The sequence below is a fragment of the Nonomuraea harbinensis genome, from assembly GCF_019396385.1.
GTDB classification, from domain to species: domain Bacteria; phylum Actinomycetota; class Actinomycetes; order Streptosporangiales; family Streptosporangiaceae; genus Nonomuraea; species Nonomuraea ferruginea.
The window spans coordinates 1-15,119 of the sequence record NZ_JAHKRN010000002.1 but is presented as its reverse complement, the minus strand read 5'-3'; the positions used below and the strand labels follow the sequence as shown (position 1 = coordinate 15,119).

At 71.9% G+C, this 15,119-nt stretch carries 14 protein-coding genes; 7 read left to right on the top strand and 7 right to left on the bottom strand.

Annotation, left to right across the window (positions count from 1 at the left end; genetic code table 11):
- Nucleotides 1-132: 132 nt before the first annotated feature.
- Nucleotides 133-867 (bottom strand): polyphosphate--glucose phosphotransferase, encoded by a 735-nt coding sequence (ppgK, locus tag KME79_RS02060; protein WP_219543085.1) that lies wholly within the window; start codon nt 865-867, stop codon nt 133-135.
- 109 nt (nt 868-976) lie between these two features.
- On the opposite strand from ppgK, the gene KME79_RS02055 reads away from it, so the two are divergent.
- On the top strand, nt 977-2,083 hold the full coding sequence (locus KME79_RS02055; RefSeq protein ID WP_219543084.1) for a TIGR03118 family protein: 1,107 nt from the start codon (nt 977-979) through the stop codon (nt 2,081-2,083).
- A 48-nt stretch (nt 2,084-2,131) separates the two neighbouring features.
- On the opposite strand, the gene KME79_RS02050 is transcribed toward KME79_RS02055, so the two are convergent.
- Entirely contained in the window at nt 2,132-2,716 is a 585-nt protein-coding gene (locus tag KME79_RS02050; RefSeq protein WP_219543083.1) for an HAD family hydrolase, read from the bottom strand.
- Nucleotides 2,717-2,861: 145 nt separating this feature from the next.
- On the opposite strand from KME79_RS02050, the gene KME79_RS02045 reads away from it, so the two are divergent.
- Nucleotides 2,862-3,680, top strand: coding sequence for a DUF4253 domain-containing protein (locus KME79_RS02045; protein ID WP_148030248.1), 819 nt, complete (start codon nt 2,862-2,864; stop codon nt 3,678-3,680).
- Between the two features lie 64 nt (nt 3,681-3,744).
- On the opposite strand, the gene KME79_RS02040 is transcribed toward KME79_RS02045, so the two are convergent.
- Together KME79_RS02040 and KME79_RS02035 are read right to left on the bottom strand one after the other, a co-directional pair.
- Nucleotides 3,745-4,578, bottom strand: coding sequence for an SAM-dependent methyltransferase (locus KME79_RS02040; protein ID WP_148030247.1), 834 nt, complete (start codon nt 4,576-4,578; stop codon nt 3,745-3,747).
- A 168-nt stretch (nt 4,579-4,746) separates the two neighbouring features.
- The gene (locus KME79_RS02035) at nt 4,747-6,003 is read right to left on the bottom strand and encodes a helix-turn-helix domain-containing protein (RefSeq protein WP_148030246.1); all 1,257 of its coding nucleotides are present in this window, start codon (nt 6,001-6,003) and stop codon (nt 4,747-4,749) included.
- Between the two features lie 225 nt (nt 6,004-6,228).
- Here KME79_RS02035 and KME79_RS02030 point away from each other — a divergent pair, with 225 nt between their 5' ends.
- The 4 genes from KME79_RS02030 (at nt 6,229) to KME79_RS02015 (ending at nt 10,969) form a co-directional block, all read left to right on the top strand.
- A complete protein-coding gene (locus KME79_RS02030) occupies nt 6,229-6,972 on the top strand; it encodes a hypothetical protein (RefSeq protein ID WP_219543082.1) in 744 nt (247 codons plus the stop codon).
- Between the two features lie 259 nt (nt 6,973-7,231).
- The gene (locus tag KME79_RS02025; RefSeq protein ID WP_148030243.1) at nt 7,232-7,435 is read left to right on the top strand and encodes a hypothetical protein; all 204 of its coding nucleotides are present in this window, start codon (nt 7,232-7,234) and stop codon (nt 7,433-7,435) included.
- A complete protein-coding gene (locus KME79_RS02020; protein WP_148030242.1) occupies nt 7,432-8,160 on the top strand; it encodes a maleate cis-trans isomerase family protein in 729 nt (242 codons plus the stop codon). The genes KME79_RS02025 and KME79_RS02020 overlap by 4 nt, the downstream gene beginning before the upstream one ends.
- Nucleotides 8,161-8,338: 178 nt before the next feature.
- Nucleotides 8,339-10,969 (top strand): RNA polymerase sigma factor, encoded by a 2,631-nt coding sequence (locus tag KME79_RS02015; protein ID WP_219543081.1) that lies wholly within the window; start codon nt 8,339-8,341, stop codon nt 10,967-10,969.
- A gap of 79 nt (nt 10,970-11,048) precedes the next feature.
- Here the strand turns inward: KME79_RS02015 and KME79_RS02010 are convergent, their stop codons facing one another.
- The gene (locus tag KME79_RS02010) at nt 11,049-12,968 is read right to left on the bottom strand and encodes a Xaa-Pro dipeptidyl-peptidase (protein ID WP_219543080.1); all 1,920 of its coding nucleotides are present in this window, start codon (nt 12,966-12,968) and stop codon (nt 11,049-11,051) included.
- Nucleotides 12,969-13,312: 344 nt separating this feature from the next.
- Nucleotides 13,313-14,023, bottom strand: coding sequence for a hypothetical protein (locus tag KME79_RS02005; protein ID WP_219543079.1), 711 nt, complete (start codon nt 14,021-14,023; stop codon nt 13,313-13,315).
- 129 nt (nt 14,024-14,152) lie between these two features.
- Here KME79_RS02005 and KME79_RS02000 point away from each other — a divergent pair, with 129 nt between their 5' ends.
- A complete protein-coding gene (locus tag KME79_RS02000) occupies nt 14,153-14,389 on the top strand; it encodes a hypothetical protein (RefSeq protein ID WP_148030238.1) in 237 nt (78 codons plus the stop codon).
- On the opposite strand, the gene KME79_RS01995 is transcribed toward KME79_RS02000, so the two are convergent.
- The gene (locus tag KME79_RS01995) at nt 14,390-15,022 is read right to left on the bottom strand and encodes a class I SAM-dependent methyltransferase (RefSeq protein ID WP_246639148.1); all 633 of its coding nucleotides are present in this window, start codon (nt 15,020-15,022) and stop codon (nt 14,390-14,392) included.
- Nucleotides 15,023-15,119: the final 97 nt, after the last annotated feature.

Sequence of the window (15,119 nt, the reverse complement as noted above, 5' to 3'; positions counted from 1 at the left end):
GATCGCCCGCGACCGGCCCACTCTCCCCAGAGTTGCATCGTGGGCGACCACGGTCATAGATGAGACTCCCCTAAGCCGAGATCGGTTGCCATGAGTCATGGTCACGTTTTGGCCCGCGGTGTGGGCGGTCCGTCACCCAGCGTGCGCGCCGGCCTGGGCCGCCGCCCGGGCGGCGCCGATGATGCCCGCCTGGTTCAGCAGGGCGGCCGGGACGACGGGCGTGTCGAGGCTGATGTGCGGCAGGAACTTGTCGGCCTTCTTGCTCACGCCGCCGCCGATGACGATCAGGGAGGGGGTGAACAGCATCTCGACGTGCCTGAGGTACTCCTCCACCCGCTCGGCCCACTTGTGCCAGCCCAGGCCGTGCTCCTCGCGCGCCCGGTCGGAGGCCCGGTGCTCGGCGTCCGTGCCGTGCAACTGCAGGTGACCCAGCTCGGTGTTGGGCACGAGCACGCCGTCCGCGAACAGCGCGCTGCCGATCCCGGTGCCGAACGTCAGCATGAGCACGACGCCGGGCTGCCCCTGGCCCTTGCCGTACGTCATCTCGGCCATGCCGGCGGCGTCGGCGTCGTTGAGCACGGTCGCGCCCCCGAACAGCTCGCCCGCGTGCACGCCCGCCCACGAACCTTTCAGGTTGACCGCGGTCCTCACCACGCCGTCCACGACCACCCCGGGGAACGTCACGCCGACCGGGCCCGTCCAGTCGAAGTGCCGGACGATCCGCGCCACCGCGTCCGCGACGGCACCCGGCTCGGCGGGGTGCGGGGTGGGGATGCGCAGCCGCTCCGCGGTCAGCTCGCCGGCCCGCACGTCGACGGGCGCGCCCTTGATCCCGGAGCCGCCGATGTCGATGCCCAACGCGTCCATTCCCCTTCACTCCCCTTCAGACAGCGCGAAAACCTGCTTCGAGACCGTACTGAACCGGAATCCCGGATCTCGCGTATCTCGCGTCACAAGCGCTAACAAGGAGGCACGGATGCGGTTACGCATCATCACGGCCTGCGCTGTCGCCGTCTCGACGGCAGCCACCCTCACCATTCCCGCGCAGGCCACCACACCGAAGCAGAACCGGTTCGACGTCGTCGGCCTGGTGTCCGATGTCCGCGGGAAGGCGGCCGTCACCGATCCCAAGCTGGTCAACCCGTGGGGGCTGGCCATGGGCAAGACCCTGTGGGTCTCCAACGCCGGGACGGGCACCGCCACCGTCTACTCCGGCCAGGGCAAGAAGGAGCGGACCGAGGTCGCCATCCCAGGCGGCGCCCCGACGGGGCAGGTGTTCAACGGCAGTGAGGGCTTCACCGTCAAGGGCAAGCCCGCCACCTTCATCTTCTCCAGCCCCAGCGGCGCGATCACCGGCTGGAACGCCGAGGTGGACCCGAAGAACGCGATCATCGGCGCGTTCACCCGCGGCGCCGACTACAAGGGCCTGGCCATGGCCGAGACCGACGACGGCGCGTTCCTGCTCGCCGCGGACTTCGCGGGCGGCCGTCTGCACGCCTTCGACGAGGACTTCCGTCGCATCAGGCTGTCGCGCTCGCAGTTCAGGGACCGCACGGTCCCGGCCAACTACCATCCGTTCAACGTGGAGGTCGTGAACGGGAACGTCTGGGTCGCCTACGCCCTGCGCGACTCGGAGACCGGCAAGTCCGTGGCCGGCAGCGGCAAGGGCTTCGTCAGCCGCTTCGACCTGAACGGCCGCCTGACCGGCCGCATCGCCCGGGTCGGCCTGAACGCGCCGTGGGCGATCACCAAGGCGCCGCGCGGCATGGGCAGGTACGCGGGCGCGCTGCTGGTCGGCAACTTCGGCGACGGCACCATCCACGCCTACCGCGGCAACCGCCACCTGGGCGCCCTGCGCGCGGCGGACAACCGCCCGATCACGCTGCCGGGTCTGTGGGACCTGGAGCCCGGCACGGCCGCCATCGGCGGCGAGAACACGCTCTGGTTCTCGGCCGGCTCGGACGGCGGCAAGCACGGGCTGCTCGGCATGATCAGGCCCGCCGGGACGAAGGCCCCGACGCCGGCGGCGACGCCGACCACCGACAGCGGCAACCAGTCGAAGTCGCCGTACCGCGGCTACTGACCCCCGGCCTTTCCGGCACGGCGGGCCGGGGCCGTGCCGGGAAGGGGGTCACGACGGCGGCAGCACGGCCGCGAGGTCCGCGACGCTCCGGAAGTGCACGCCGGTCATGCCGAGCGCCCTGGCGGCCACCACGTTCTCCAGCCGGTCGTCCACGAACAGGCAGCGTCCGGGCGCGACCCCGGCCAGGTCGGCGGCGAGCTCGTAGATGCGCCGGTCGGGCTTGGCCAGGCCGACCCGCGCGCTGCTGACCACGGCGTCGGCGAAGGCCGTCAGCTCCAGCCGTTCGAGGTGATCCTCCAGGGTGTCCATGGCGTTGGTGACGAGCACCAGGGGCATCCGCGCCCGCGCCGCCGCCAGCAGCGCCCGCACCTCCTCGTCCACCCGGAACGGCACCGCCATGAACTCCTCGACCGCCTTCTCGGCCTGCTCTCCTCCGCCCAGCGCGGCGACGATCGACTCGGCCCACTGCGCCTCGGTGATGTGGCCGAGCGTCGCGGGCATGATGAGCGCCGGGTCGAAGGCGGTGGACGCCAGCGGCAGCCCGTAGCGGGCCTCGATGTCGGCTTGGACGGCATGGTCGAACTGGCGCAGCACGCCGTCGAGGTCGCACAGGATGGCGTCGAAGGTCGTCACGACCCCCATTGTGGCCGAACGCCGGAAGCCCGGCCGATGACGGTGCGCGGGATTCGTTGATACGGGATCGCCCAGGACAAAAGTCCTGAAGCGAGTGGCGGCACTACCATCTCGGAGGCAGGATTCCGTCTCGGAATGGTAGGGCATGAACGATCATCGGCTGCCGGGCGAGCTGTGCCGGCTCTTCGCCGACGGCGGCAGGGGGCGCGGCCTGTCGGCGGGGCTGCCCGAGGGCGAGGTGATCTGGCCCGATCCGGGCTACACCGGCCAGGGTGAGCCCGTCAGGCCCGCGTTCTGGATGAGCGACGAGCCCGCGACGGGCGACGACTGGCGGCGCTTCCGCGAGGAGCATCCGCGCAGCGGGCTGTGGCCGGTCCTGCTGGACGAGTCGGCCCAGCCGTGGTCGGTGGGGCAGGTGGTGCCGGACGATCCGGTGCAGATCGACCACTTCACCGCCGAGGGCTTCATGGCGGAGGTCTGGGAGGAATGGGTGGCGCAGATGCCGGCCGACGCGCTGGCCGAGCTGGAGCCGTACGGGGCGATCTGCCCGGGGCTCGCGCCCGCGGGCCGGCCGGTCGCCGATCCGGACGTGGTGGCCGCCTGGTACGCGGACGAGCTGGCGGTCAAGGGCATGCCGCTGGGGCTCGTGGCCGCGGAGAGGGGCGCCGACGCGCTGGCCGCGATGGGCTGGCAGGGCGCGCTGCACCACAACGAGTGGATGGTGCCGCTGGCCGCCGTGGTGCGCAGCTGGGAGGACCGCTTCGGGGCGCGGGTGGTCGGCGTCGGGTTCAACACGCTGGAGATCAGCGTGGCCGCGCCTCCGGCCGATCAGGAGCACGCGCTGCACGTGGCGGCCGAACACTGGACGTTCTGCCCTGACAACGTGCTCCAGGGTCCCGGCGACCTGCACGGGTACGCCGGGCAGTTGATCGGCTCGCACGCCTGGTCCTTCTGGTGGGACTGACGCGCGGGCGCCGCCGCCCCGGGCCGGGGCGGTGCCCTCGGCCCGGACGGCGGTGTTCCGCGGATCATGGCAGCAGCGCCACCGCCCCGTAGTTGCCCGAACTGCCGGGCTGGTCGGCGCAGGCGTCGTCGTCGCCGTCCGGCCGCCACTCCGGGACCCACACCAGCCCCGGTTCCAGCAGTTCCAGCCCTTCCAGCAGGGCTTCGAGCTCCTTGCGGGTACGGACCGCGTGTCCCGGCAGCGTCATCGCCAGCAGATCGTTGATCGCCGGCAGCAACTCCCGCGGGATGCCGTCGAACGTGGTCTGCAGCAGGGCCAGGTAGCTGCCCCGCGGCGCGTTCTCCCGCAGCCGCTTGATGACGTGACGGGCCTGCTCGTCGTCGCTCACGTTGTGGCCCGAGACCACGACCCAGGCCATGGGCCGGTTCCAGTCCACGAACGTGCGCACGACACGGTCGTCCAGGATCTCGTCGATCTGCGGGATGTCACCCTCGACCACCCGCACGAGATCGGTGATCGGCTCGATGGTGGCTTGCGCGTTGGCCAGCACCATCGGGTCGTTCTCGATGTACACGACCCGGGCGGACGCCGTGCGCGGCGTCTCGCGTGCGATGTCGTGCAGTCTGCGGCCCGGTGGCAGGCCGCTCGGCACCCCGCTGCCCACGATCAGGAACTGGTCGACGCCCTCCAGCGCCAGGTGGCGTACGACCCGTGATAAATACCCGAGAATGGCTTGTGCGGCAGCAGTGGTGATCTCGGCGGCCACGTCGTAGCGGTTGACCGCCTCCCTGTCGGCTCTGAAGTTGTTCTTTCCTCCCGTCGCCGCGTCGAGTATGCGGGTAACCCGTGCATGGGTAGTGTCGAGATTGGCCAGGTTTCGGATAGCCCGCTGGCGCATTGGGTGTCGCCCCTTTCCCCTCGCCCACTTTCTGTTGGGAAAGTTCCGGTTGCTGACCCCACTCGGTTGCCCAAATTCATAATGGTGGAAAAATCCCTTTATCCAAGCACCCAGCCCTAGATTTTTTGGGATTTATGCTCTTTCGTTCTATCGGGTGTGGTGGAACGATCAATTCCCCACGGCGCGGGCGAGCCTGTCGCGGTGGGCGCACAGCGTCTCAAGGGTCTCGTCGCGGGTGGTCGTGGTCACCGACAGCTTGGTGAAGGCCTGGTGATAGGCCTCCACCTGAACGGCGTCCGTGATCAGTTCGTCCGCCTCCAGCGCGTGCGCGCACGCGATGTCGGGCTCGAACGCCTCGTCGAAACGCCAGAGCGTGAACGGGCCGGTACGCGGGACGTAAGCGGGATCCTCCATCGGCACGATATGCAGAGAGATATTGGGGCGTTTGGCGAACTCGATCAGCCGGTTGAGCTGATCGAGCAGCACGGGGGTCTCGGTGATCGAGCGGAGCAGCACGCCCTCGTCCATGACCGCCCACACGACCGGTCCGTTCGGCCCCAGGATGAGCCGCTGGCGGGCGGCCAGGATGTCCACCGCCGAGTCGGCCGTGGTGTGCCGGAAAGATCCCATGTCGGCCGCCGCGATCGCCGCGAGCGCGTAGTCCTCGGTCTGCAGCAGCGGCGGCACGAAGTGGGTGTGATAGGTGCGGATCACCGACGCCCTGCTGTCGATGGAGCAGGTCGTGGCCAGCCATACGGGGAAGTTGCTCGAGTCGTACCATTCGAGCTCGCGCTCGCCGCGCGCGATCGACAGGACGTACTCGCGCGCGGGCATGGCGGTGACGCCGTACAGGGTGAGCAGGCGCTCGACCGTGGCGGGGGCCGGGGCGATGCGGCCCTGCTCGACCGCCTCGACCGCGATGGCGCCCTTGCCGAGCACGGCCTCCACCTTCTCCGGCGACAGCTGCGCGGCCAGGCGCAGCGAGTGGAGCCGCTCGCCGAGCGCGCGGCGCACGGACTCCTCCAGCGGCGCGGCCGCGTCGGGGATCTCCATGGCGGGCTCCGGGTCCGCGGGCAGGTCCTCCGCCTTGCGGGCCAGCTCGATCACCCCCCGCAGGACGGACAGCGAGCTCTCGGAGAGCCCGGACGCGGACAGGCCGATGCCGGCCGCACGGAGCTGCAGGTCCTCGACCGTGCCGGCCTCGACGTGATCCTCGCCCACCAGCCAGCCCACGCTCACCTGGAGGCACGCGGCCAGCGCCCGCAGCACCTGGAGCGTGGGGTTGGTCTGCTTTCCCGTGCGCAACTGGCTGACGTAGGCGCGGGTGATGGGGATTCCGGCCTCGGTGAGCGCTGCGGCGACCTGAGCACCCGTGAAACCGCGCTTGGCCAGCGCCAGGTCGAGTCGCTCGGCGAACTTCGCCACGCATGCCTCCTGCTACCCGTAATACGCAATCAAGCGTAGACCTGACCCCTCGGCGGGACGTCCTGACCGGACAGGTCACCCTTCCCGCACCCGGGGCATCTTCTTTCGGCGAAAACTGAGAGTTGACACACTATCCCGCATCTAGCCAGTATCGTACGACACGTGGAAACTGTTACCTGACAGCCGGACGCTCAACGGAGCCGCTCGGCAGGGAGGTGGCCGGACGTGACCATCGATCACCAGGTCAGTCCCTGGTTCACCAGAACCCCGGTCTCGCCAGTGCAGGAGCGGGTGATCCAGCGCATCTGCGCGCGGTCAGCCCCCGACGGCGAGCCGGTCAACGTGTCAGACCTGCCCTTCGGCGGCGTCCAGATCTGGATCGACGGCGACGGTGACAGGTGGAGCCTGTACCACCGGATGGCCCGCGAACTGCGGCTCGCGGGCTGGCATGTCGAGCCGGCCGCCGACCGGCTGCTGGTGCTCGGCTGGAGCGCCGACGGCCTGACGCACCGCGTCCAGGTGCTCGCCGCCGCGCTCGCGGGCCGGCTCGCCGACTACGACCTCACCATCTTCACGGCGGTCACCATCGCCACCCGGCTGCGCCAGGAAGGGCGGCGGGCCGGGAGCATCGTCGCCGAGGTGGAGGCGCGGCTGCGCGAGGACCTGCGCTGGCCGGACCGCCTGGAGGACCTCGACGGCCTGCAGCGGACCGCCACCCTGGAGCCGCTGCGGCTCCGGCTGGCCCAGGTCGTGGGCCTGGAGGCGAAGGTGCGCCGGCGCTGCGCCGAGCACCTGTCGCTGGCCGTCCGGGTGGCGACGACGGTGGCCGGTGGCCGGGTGCCGCCGCGCGTCCGCCCGGCCCGGCTGACGACCTGCCTGTCCGAGCGCGTGGTCGCGGCCAGCGTGCCCAACCGGCCGCCCGGCCTCTCCGTCCCTCCCCTCCCGGACGCCTGCGCGCCGTCGCGATGACCCGCCCCCCGGCGCACCACTCCCCCGGCCTGGACGGTCACTATGAACCTGGTCGCGATAGCGGCGCTGCCGGCCGCCGCCGCGCCGTACAGGCCTCTCTGCGCGCGGCGCGGCAGGAGGCCGAGTCACTGCGCGGGCTCCTGCTGGAGCTCCGCGCCACCTTCACGGAAGTACGTGGCCAGGCCGATCGAGAGCTGGTCCGCCTCGGCCTCCAGGACGTTCCAGCCCCTTGGGGCAACCCCCATGGACAGGAGTGATCATGCTCACCGACGAGGTCCGCGGCCCGCGGCACCACGGCGTTCCCGTACGCGGGACCCGGCCGGCCGATCAGCGCTCCGCGAGGACGGCACACCGGCTGCACGGCATCCGGCACGTGTCCGGACGGACGGTCGCCCCGGCCGACGGCTTCCCGGACAGAACGCCTGACGTGCCGCCCGAGGAACCCGGCGGGAGGGCGGCATGAACCGCGGCAGGGTGGGCGTGCTGGTGCCGCCCGCCAACCCGTCGGCGGAGCCCGAGCTGACCCGTCTGCTCGGCTCCCGCGCCGACATGCACGTCAGCCGGTTCCCGGTACGCCCGGGGCTGGCGATGGCCGAGCGGCTGGAGAGCTACAACGCGGCGCTGCCCGCGATGGCCTGCTCGTTCGGCGACCTGGCGCTCGACGCGCTCGTCATGGCCTGCGACGGCCCCCGCTACCTGCTCGACCCGGACGAGGACCAGGACGAGTGCGAGCGGATGAGCGAGCGGTTCGGGGTGCCGTTCGCGACCGCGACGGTGGCCATCATGGAGGCGATCGGGCACCTCGGGGTGGAGGAGGTGCACATCGTCTCGCCGTACCAGCCGTGGCTGACGGAGCTGGCCGAGCGGTTCTGGAAGGCCGCGGGCATGCGGATCGCCGGGGTCGTGCCGGTGCGGGCGCAGGGCGGTTTCTCCCCGTACGACATCACCCCTTCGGAACTGGTCGACCAGGTGAAGCAGGCGGACCTGCCCGTCGACGCGGTGCTGCTGTTCGCCTGCAGCGGAATGGCGACGCTGCCGGTGCTGGGCACGCTCGGCGCGGGCAACGACCGGACGCTGCTCACCTCGAACCTGTGCAGCGCGTGGTGGGCGCTGTCGCGGGCGACGGGCCGCCCGGTCACGCTGAACCGGCCGCCCTCGCGGGCGGCCGCGCACGGGAGGGCGTCATGACCGCCTTCCCCGCTCCTTGGACGGGGGTCGCCGGCACCACGCCCGCGGCCGGCGTGGACGGTGCCCGATCCGGCGCCGGCGACCCCGAACCCACCCTGCCGGAGGTCGTCTAGCGGGCCCCCTGACGTAGCCAGGGGCCGGGCGAGGGACGCCGTGCTAGCTGGAGGAGTAGTCGATCATGTGGCGGACGCTGTCCAACGAGGCGCGCGAGGCCATCGGCAGGCTGTGCGAGCAGCATGGAAGGCACCTCTACGACTACTGCCGCACGGGCCTGTCGGCCTCCGACGCGGAGCTGGCCGTCGCCGGGGCGCTGCTGTCGGCGCACGTGCACGGGGAGCGGCTGCGCGATCCTGAGGCGCTGCGTCCGTGGCTGTACGCGCTCGCGCGGTGCCATCGCGCGGCCGTCGCGGCGTCCAGGCCGGCCAGCCCCGGCTCGTGGACCCGGCCGGGCGCGCCGGGTGAGGTGGCCGACGCGCTGCGGGCGCTCGACCCGCCGCACCGGGAGCTGCTCGACCTCTCGGTGCGGCACGAGCTGGCGAGCGCGGACATCGCCGTGATCTTCGACGTCTCCGCGATCGAGGTGAACACCATGATCGCGGAGGCCGCCGACCGGCTGGAGGAGTGGGTCGCGGCGGTGCGCGCGGCGCGGACCCGCGACGGGTGCGCGCGGCTGGCGGTACGGGTGACGGACTGGGCGAGGGCGCCCGGCCGGCGCAACCGCACCCGGATCGCCCGGCACGTCCGCTCCTGCCAGGCCTGCCAGGCGGCGCCCCGCGAGGGGGTGCGGGCCGGTGTGCTGCTGCTCGGCCTGCCGCTGGCCGCGATCCCTGACACGTTACGCGACCAGCCCGCTTGGGGTGACCCGCTGCCCGGCGATCCGGCGGCGTGGCGCTCCGACGGGTTCCCGGCGCAGGCGCGCGGTCTGATGGAGCCGCCGCCCGCGCTGATCTCCCTGGTCCCCGGCCCCACGACGGGCACCAGGGAAAACTCCTGGCCGGTGGCGGGCGCGGCCGCCACCGGCCAGGAACCCTCCGGCGGCGGCCCGCCGGAGGCCGACGAGCCCGGCTCCAGGGCGCGCCGGGGACCGTCCGCTTCACCGGGCACGGCCGAGGCTCTGCTGCGGGCGGCCCACCAGACGGGCGAGCGCCTGGTGCCCACCGGCACCACGGGGCTTCCCACGCCGCCCGCGGGCCACGACTCCTCCTCGGGCGACACCATCCCGTACCGCAAACGCGGCGACTTCCCCCCGATGCGCGTCCCCACGGAGAAGAAGACCGCGCCGCCGCACTGGGGCACGGCGCAGGAGGAACGTCCCGCCGAGGCGCCCTTCGGGGAAGACCCCTTCGACACCGGCGCGTCACCGGACCGGGCCGACTCCGCCGCCCCGCCTGACGAACCGCGAGACGGTACGGACGAGAACGCGGAAGCCGCCGAGGTGAGCGGTGACACGGACGGGACACGGGACGACGGGAGCGTGCCGAATACGGGTGACGAGAAAGCTCCGCCGAACGCCCCCGAGCCTCCCCGGGGCGAACGCGGAATCGACCCCACGGCCCTCCGACGCGGGAACGAGACACCACCTCGGTGGGACGCGACCGAACCCGGCACGCCGGCCCGCTCGGGCGATGGCGAGCACGGAGGCGACACAGTCCCCCGCCGGAGCCTCCCCGGACTAGGTGGCAAGACACCGCCACGCTTGAGCCTTGACGGGGCCGGAGACAAAAGGCATTTGAGCTCTGGCTGGCTCGGCCCCAAGAAGCCGCACTCCTGGAGTTCTGCCGGGTTCGGGGACGAGACGCCGCCTCGGTTGGGTGAGGGCGGGGCGGACGGGTGGATCAGTGTGCCGTTGCCGAGGCGGAGTGATGACCCGCCGCGGCAGCACGCGCCGATGCGGACGCTGGATCCGGGGTGGCGGAGCGGCAGGACGCCGGTGACCCAGTACGGGGACAAACTGGTGTTCGCGAACCCGCCCGTGGAGAGTCCTGCCGGGGGCCACGGGGAGACGTGGGACGAGTTCTGGCGGGAGCGACCGGACGAGGACGACCCGGAGGCCAGGATCTCGCTGCGGTGGCTCGTACGGGCGGCGCTGATCGTCGGTGTGGTGATGCTGGTGGCGGGCCTGGTCTGGGCAGGGATCCAGAGCCGCCAGCGCCAGGCCCCGGCCACACTGGACCCGGCGACCGGCCAGTCCTCGGCCGGTCCAGGAGCCACGGCGGGAACGGAACAGGCACCGGCCGACCCCCAGGCCACGACAGACCAGGATCAAGTACCTGCCGACCCCGGAAGTACCCAGGCACCAGCGGACACCAGCGCGCCCGCGGACTCGGCAGACACCCAGGCGCCCGCGGACACCGGGTCACCCGCCGACCCCGCTGACACCGCAGCCCCGGTGGACGCGGCAGCGCGGGGAAAGGCGTCTCCCCCGGCGCCCGTGGCCTCGATCTCGCCCACGTCCGTGAAGCTGGGCGAGAAGCGGTCCGGGACGTTCAAGCTGACGTGCACCGGGGACTGCCGCGTCACCTCGTTCTCCGGCACGAACGGCATCGCCGTCTCCGGCAACGCCTTCACCGTCGCCGCCCCGGCCGCCCGCCCCGGCTGCCTGGGCCCGCCCGTCACCGAGTCCGGCGTCGTCACCGTCCACTGGACCGGCACCGCCAAGGGCGACGGCGAGGCCACCGAAGGCACGACCACGGCGGACGGAACCCTCACGCTCATGGTGTCGTGGACCGTCACCCATGACAGAGGCGCCCTCATCCCCGACACGAACGGAGGCGGCTATTGGAGCAACTGCCCACGAACACGTGAATGACCAAGGCGAAGATGCACACACGAGCAAGAGGGCCTCGGGCGGCGATCCGCCCGAGGCCCGGTCACTGCGGCAGGTCAGGTCAGAAGAACGAGAACTCCCGCTCCGGCTCCGGCAGGGTCACCTCCCGGGGTCCGATGAACCTCGCCCTGTCCTGCGGCACGCTCTCCAGCGGCGTCCCGAGCACCACCGGGAACGCGATCGAGCTCTTGGACAGGTCGACGGTGACGTTCGCCCCGGTGCCCGTCTCGTTGCTGTAGTTCGAGTCGGTGCCGGCGATCACCAGGCCGATCCGGTGTCCCTTCTTGAAGATGTAGTCCTGCGGCAGGGTCTCCCACTTGACGCTCCCGTACGTGCCCACGGGCAGCGGTGCGGAGCGGCTGAGCGAGAGGCGGTTCTGCACGTCGATCCAGCCGCGCGCGACGATCTCGACCGGCCGGTTGACGGTGTTGGTGACGACCTTGCGGTAGCAGGCGTCGTCCCCGGCGGTGCTGTCGCCCCAGCAGTCTTCCTCGGTCAGGGTGGTGATGCCCCCGCCGCGCCGCCAGTCGACGCGGGTGTCGTCGCCGAAGTCGACGAGCAGCGCGGTCAGGTTGGCGGTCGGCTTGTCGAGCTTGACCCGCAGGTCGGCGACCGGGGTGCCGGACAGGCGCAGGTTGAGGGGCAGCTCACCGGTGGTGTACGCGATCCGGCCCGGCTTGGCGGTGCCGACGTCGGACACCATGTCGGACTCGGTCATGCGCACGTCGGTGAAGCTCGCGGTCGCCTTCTTGCCGGGCAGGAGGCGGAGCGAGCCGTCGGCGGCCGGGCGCAGGGTCAGCTTGTGGCCGCGGGGGGCCGGCCAGTCGCGCTCGGTGATCCACTGGGCGGGAGCGACCTCGATGTCGGCGCGGGGCTCGCGCATGATGTCGTTGCGCACGCCGTGCAGCCAGTGGTCGAACCACCGGTGCAGCGTGTCCACCCAGAGCCCTCTGCGGCCCTCGAAGTCGAACGGGTCCACGTGGGCGGTCTGGCCGAGCCAGATCTTGCGGGGCACGCCGCGCTTGGCCAGCGCCTCCCACCACTCGGAGAAGTTGTCGGGCTTGACGTTGAGGTCGTTGACGGTGTGCGCGACGAACACGCTCGCCCGCACCTTGGAGACGTCGCCGAGCAGGCCGTTGATGTAGTCGCGCTCGGCCCAGAAGGCGTTGTAGTCGCCGGTGTCGTCGCCGTCCTCGGCGTCCATCCGGTCGCGCACGGCCTGACACTTGGGCTCGGGGTCGGTGTCGATGTAGTTGGCCAGCCAGGAGGCGTAGTCGTAGTTGTAGATGACTCCGTTGGAGCGCTGGTACTTGTACCAGGAGCTGATCGCGGAGATGGGCACGATCGTCTCCAGGCCGCGCACGCCGGTGGCGGCGACGGCGTTGGCGAGCGTGCCGTCGTACGACTTGCCGATCATGGCGGACTTGCCGGTGGTCCAGTCGGCGACGGCGGGGCTGCCGTCGGCGCGGTAGGCCTTGGCGCGGCCGTTGAGCCAGTCGATGACGGCCTTGCCGCCCAGCACGTCGGCCTTGCCCCCGACGTCGGGGCAGCCGTCGGACTTGGTGGTGCCGAGCATGTCGACGTTGAGCACGCCGTAGCCGCGCGGCACGAAGTAGTTGTCGTAGAAGAGCGGGAACTTCACGACGTTGCCGGCGTCGTCGTAGACCTTCCGCTCGCCTTCGTTGCCTCGACCGGAGTTGTCGTAGTACGGGCTCTCGTCGATGATGACGGGCACCCTGAGGCCGGGGCCGGACTCCTTGGGCCTGATGATGTCGACACGCACCCGGTCGAGCCTGCCGTCGGCGTCGCTGTCGACGGTCGACTCGACGTACACGTGTTCGCGGATGGCGTCGGCGTAGGAGAAGACCGGCTGCGTGCGGCCGTTCTCGACGGTGATCTCTGGAGCGGTTGCCGCCTGGACGGGGGTGGCCGTCCCCACGATGAGGGCGGCGGCGATGAGGGCCGGGCGTAAGGGTGGCACGCGTGACCTCCGGGGGGCTGAGAAAGTAGGAGCAATCTCTCAGACCCCCGACGCCCTGACAAGATCTACCCCCCGCCGTCCAGCCCCCTGTCCGAGCCCTCCAGCCACACCCGTTACGCACCCCGCGAGCCGAAACACCGCCCGCACCGCGCCACCACGCGAGGCGGACTGTGCCCACCACCGCAGGTCACAAGGCCGCACCAGGCGCAGCCCGCACCACGCCACACACCCGCACGTCCGCGCGTGACCGTGACCACCGCGGCGCGGACCGACACGAGCAGCCCGCCTCCGCAGTGGCAAGCAGCGACATCCACGGACGATCACCCCTGAAGCGCGGCGTGCGCCTACCCCGAGATGACGATCGTGTCCGCCTTGTCGTCGACTGGCGGGTCCGGTTCGCGTCCTCGGCGCGGCAACCGCAGTGCCGCCACCGCCAGCAGCGCGCCGCCTGCTGCGGCGAGCAGGAGTGTGTACGGGGGGACGCCGACGGTGGGCGTTTCCGCGGTGGGCGCGGAATCGGGAACTGTGGCGGCGGGCGCGGATGCCGCGGTGGGAGGTGCTGGGGAGGCGTCCGGTACGCCTTCGAGGTCGGGGATGCCCGGGGGACGGATCACGCCCCAGTAGTCCACGGTCGGCTCACGAAGGGCCTTGACCAGCTCGGGGTCGAGGGGGTTGATCTCGATCCGGCCCGGCACGGTGAGGGCCCCGATCTCGTACGGCTGGAACATCCCCTGCACGCCGGTCAGCTTGTGGACGCCTTCGGGCACGTTGACGGCGGCCGCGTAGTGGCCGGGCTCGGGCAAAGGGCTGCCGGGGAACTCGCGGACGAGGCCGTCGGCGCCGGTCAGCCGCAGCGCGGTCGGGCCCAGCTCGCCCTCGAACGGGTGGGTGCCGTGCTGCAGGACCCAGAAGCCGATCGTGTACGACGTGCCGGGAGCCAGCGAGGACGGCACCGGATCGAGATACGTGAGCGCCCACCCGCCGGACGCCGAGGCCGGGGGCGCGCCCGCGATCAGCGCGGCAGCGGCGGCCAGGATGACCATCAACCTTCTCATGTCACACCTCCGGCCGTGATACACCGCCCGGCGGTCCCAGGTTCCCGAGGGCGGTGCGTTTCCCGCCCGCGCGACGCAGAATTGAGGGGCCATGCGGGGGATCCGGCGAGATGCGAGGAGGCCCGCGCCGTGTTCGCCACCGGACGCGAATACCTGACGGGGATGCTCGACGTCCTCGTGCACGAGGGGATGCTGGCCGAGTGGCGGCGCGAGTCGCCCGACGGCTACGTGCTCCGCACGCATGAGGGCGAGGAGGTCACGCTGACGTCGTCGCAGGCCGCGATGTGGACGCACGGCGCGTTCGCCGCCTATCTGGCCCTGGTCGACCAGGGCCGCATCAGCCCGCGGCTGCCGGGCGGCACGTGATCAGGGGTTGCGTGCCCGGCCGAGGATGTGGGCGAGCGGGGGCGCGCCGGGGATCCGGTGGGTGAACCGGTCGTGCTCCTCGATGACCAGGCCCGCGGCGCCGATGGCCGCCGCCGTGTCGCGGTTGGGGTGGCAGCCGCCGGCCACCCGCGACCACACCGGGGTGACCAGGTCCTGCAGCAGCCCGCGGACGGGCCGGTCGGAGCGCACGTGCTCGAAGAAGCGCAGCTCGCCGCCGGGCTTGAGCACCCTGCGCAGCTCGGCGAGCGCGCCCGCCGGGTCGGGGACCGAGCAGAGCACGAGCGAGACCACCACCGCGTCGAACTCGGCCGGCCCGGACGGCAGCGCCCCGGCGTGGCCGGGCACGACGCGTACCGGCACGGGGGCGGTGGCCGCGGCCCGCTCGGCGGCGGCGCGGAGCACGTCGTCGGGCTCGACCGCGACGACCTCGCGCACGCCCGGCGGGTAGTGGGGGAAGCTGAGCCCGTTGCCGGCGCCGACCTCCAGGACGCGGCCGCTCAGCCCGTCCAGCAGGCGGGTGCGCAGCTCGCCGGTGACGGGCTCGGCCCGCCGGCTCATCCGGTCGTACGCGCGGGCGAACCGGGGATGCTGGAACCGCGAGAGATCCTGCATGGCTCCCACCGTATGCGGACAAGCCGGGCGACGGCCGCACATTCCTCCACACTGCCACGTCCATCATTCGCTCGCGTGTACGAGGCGCATGAGCAAT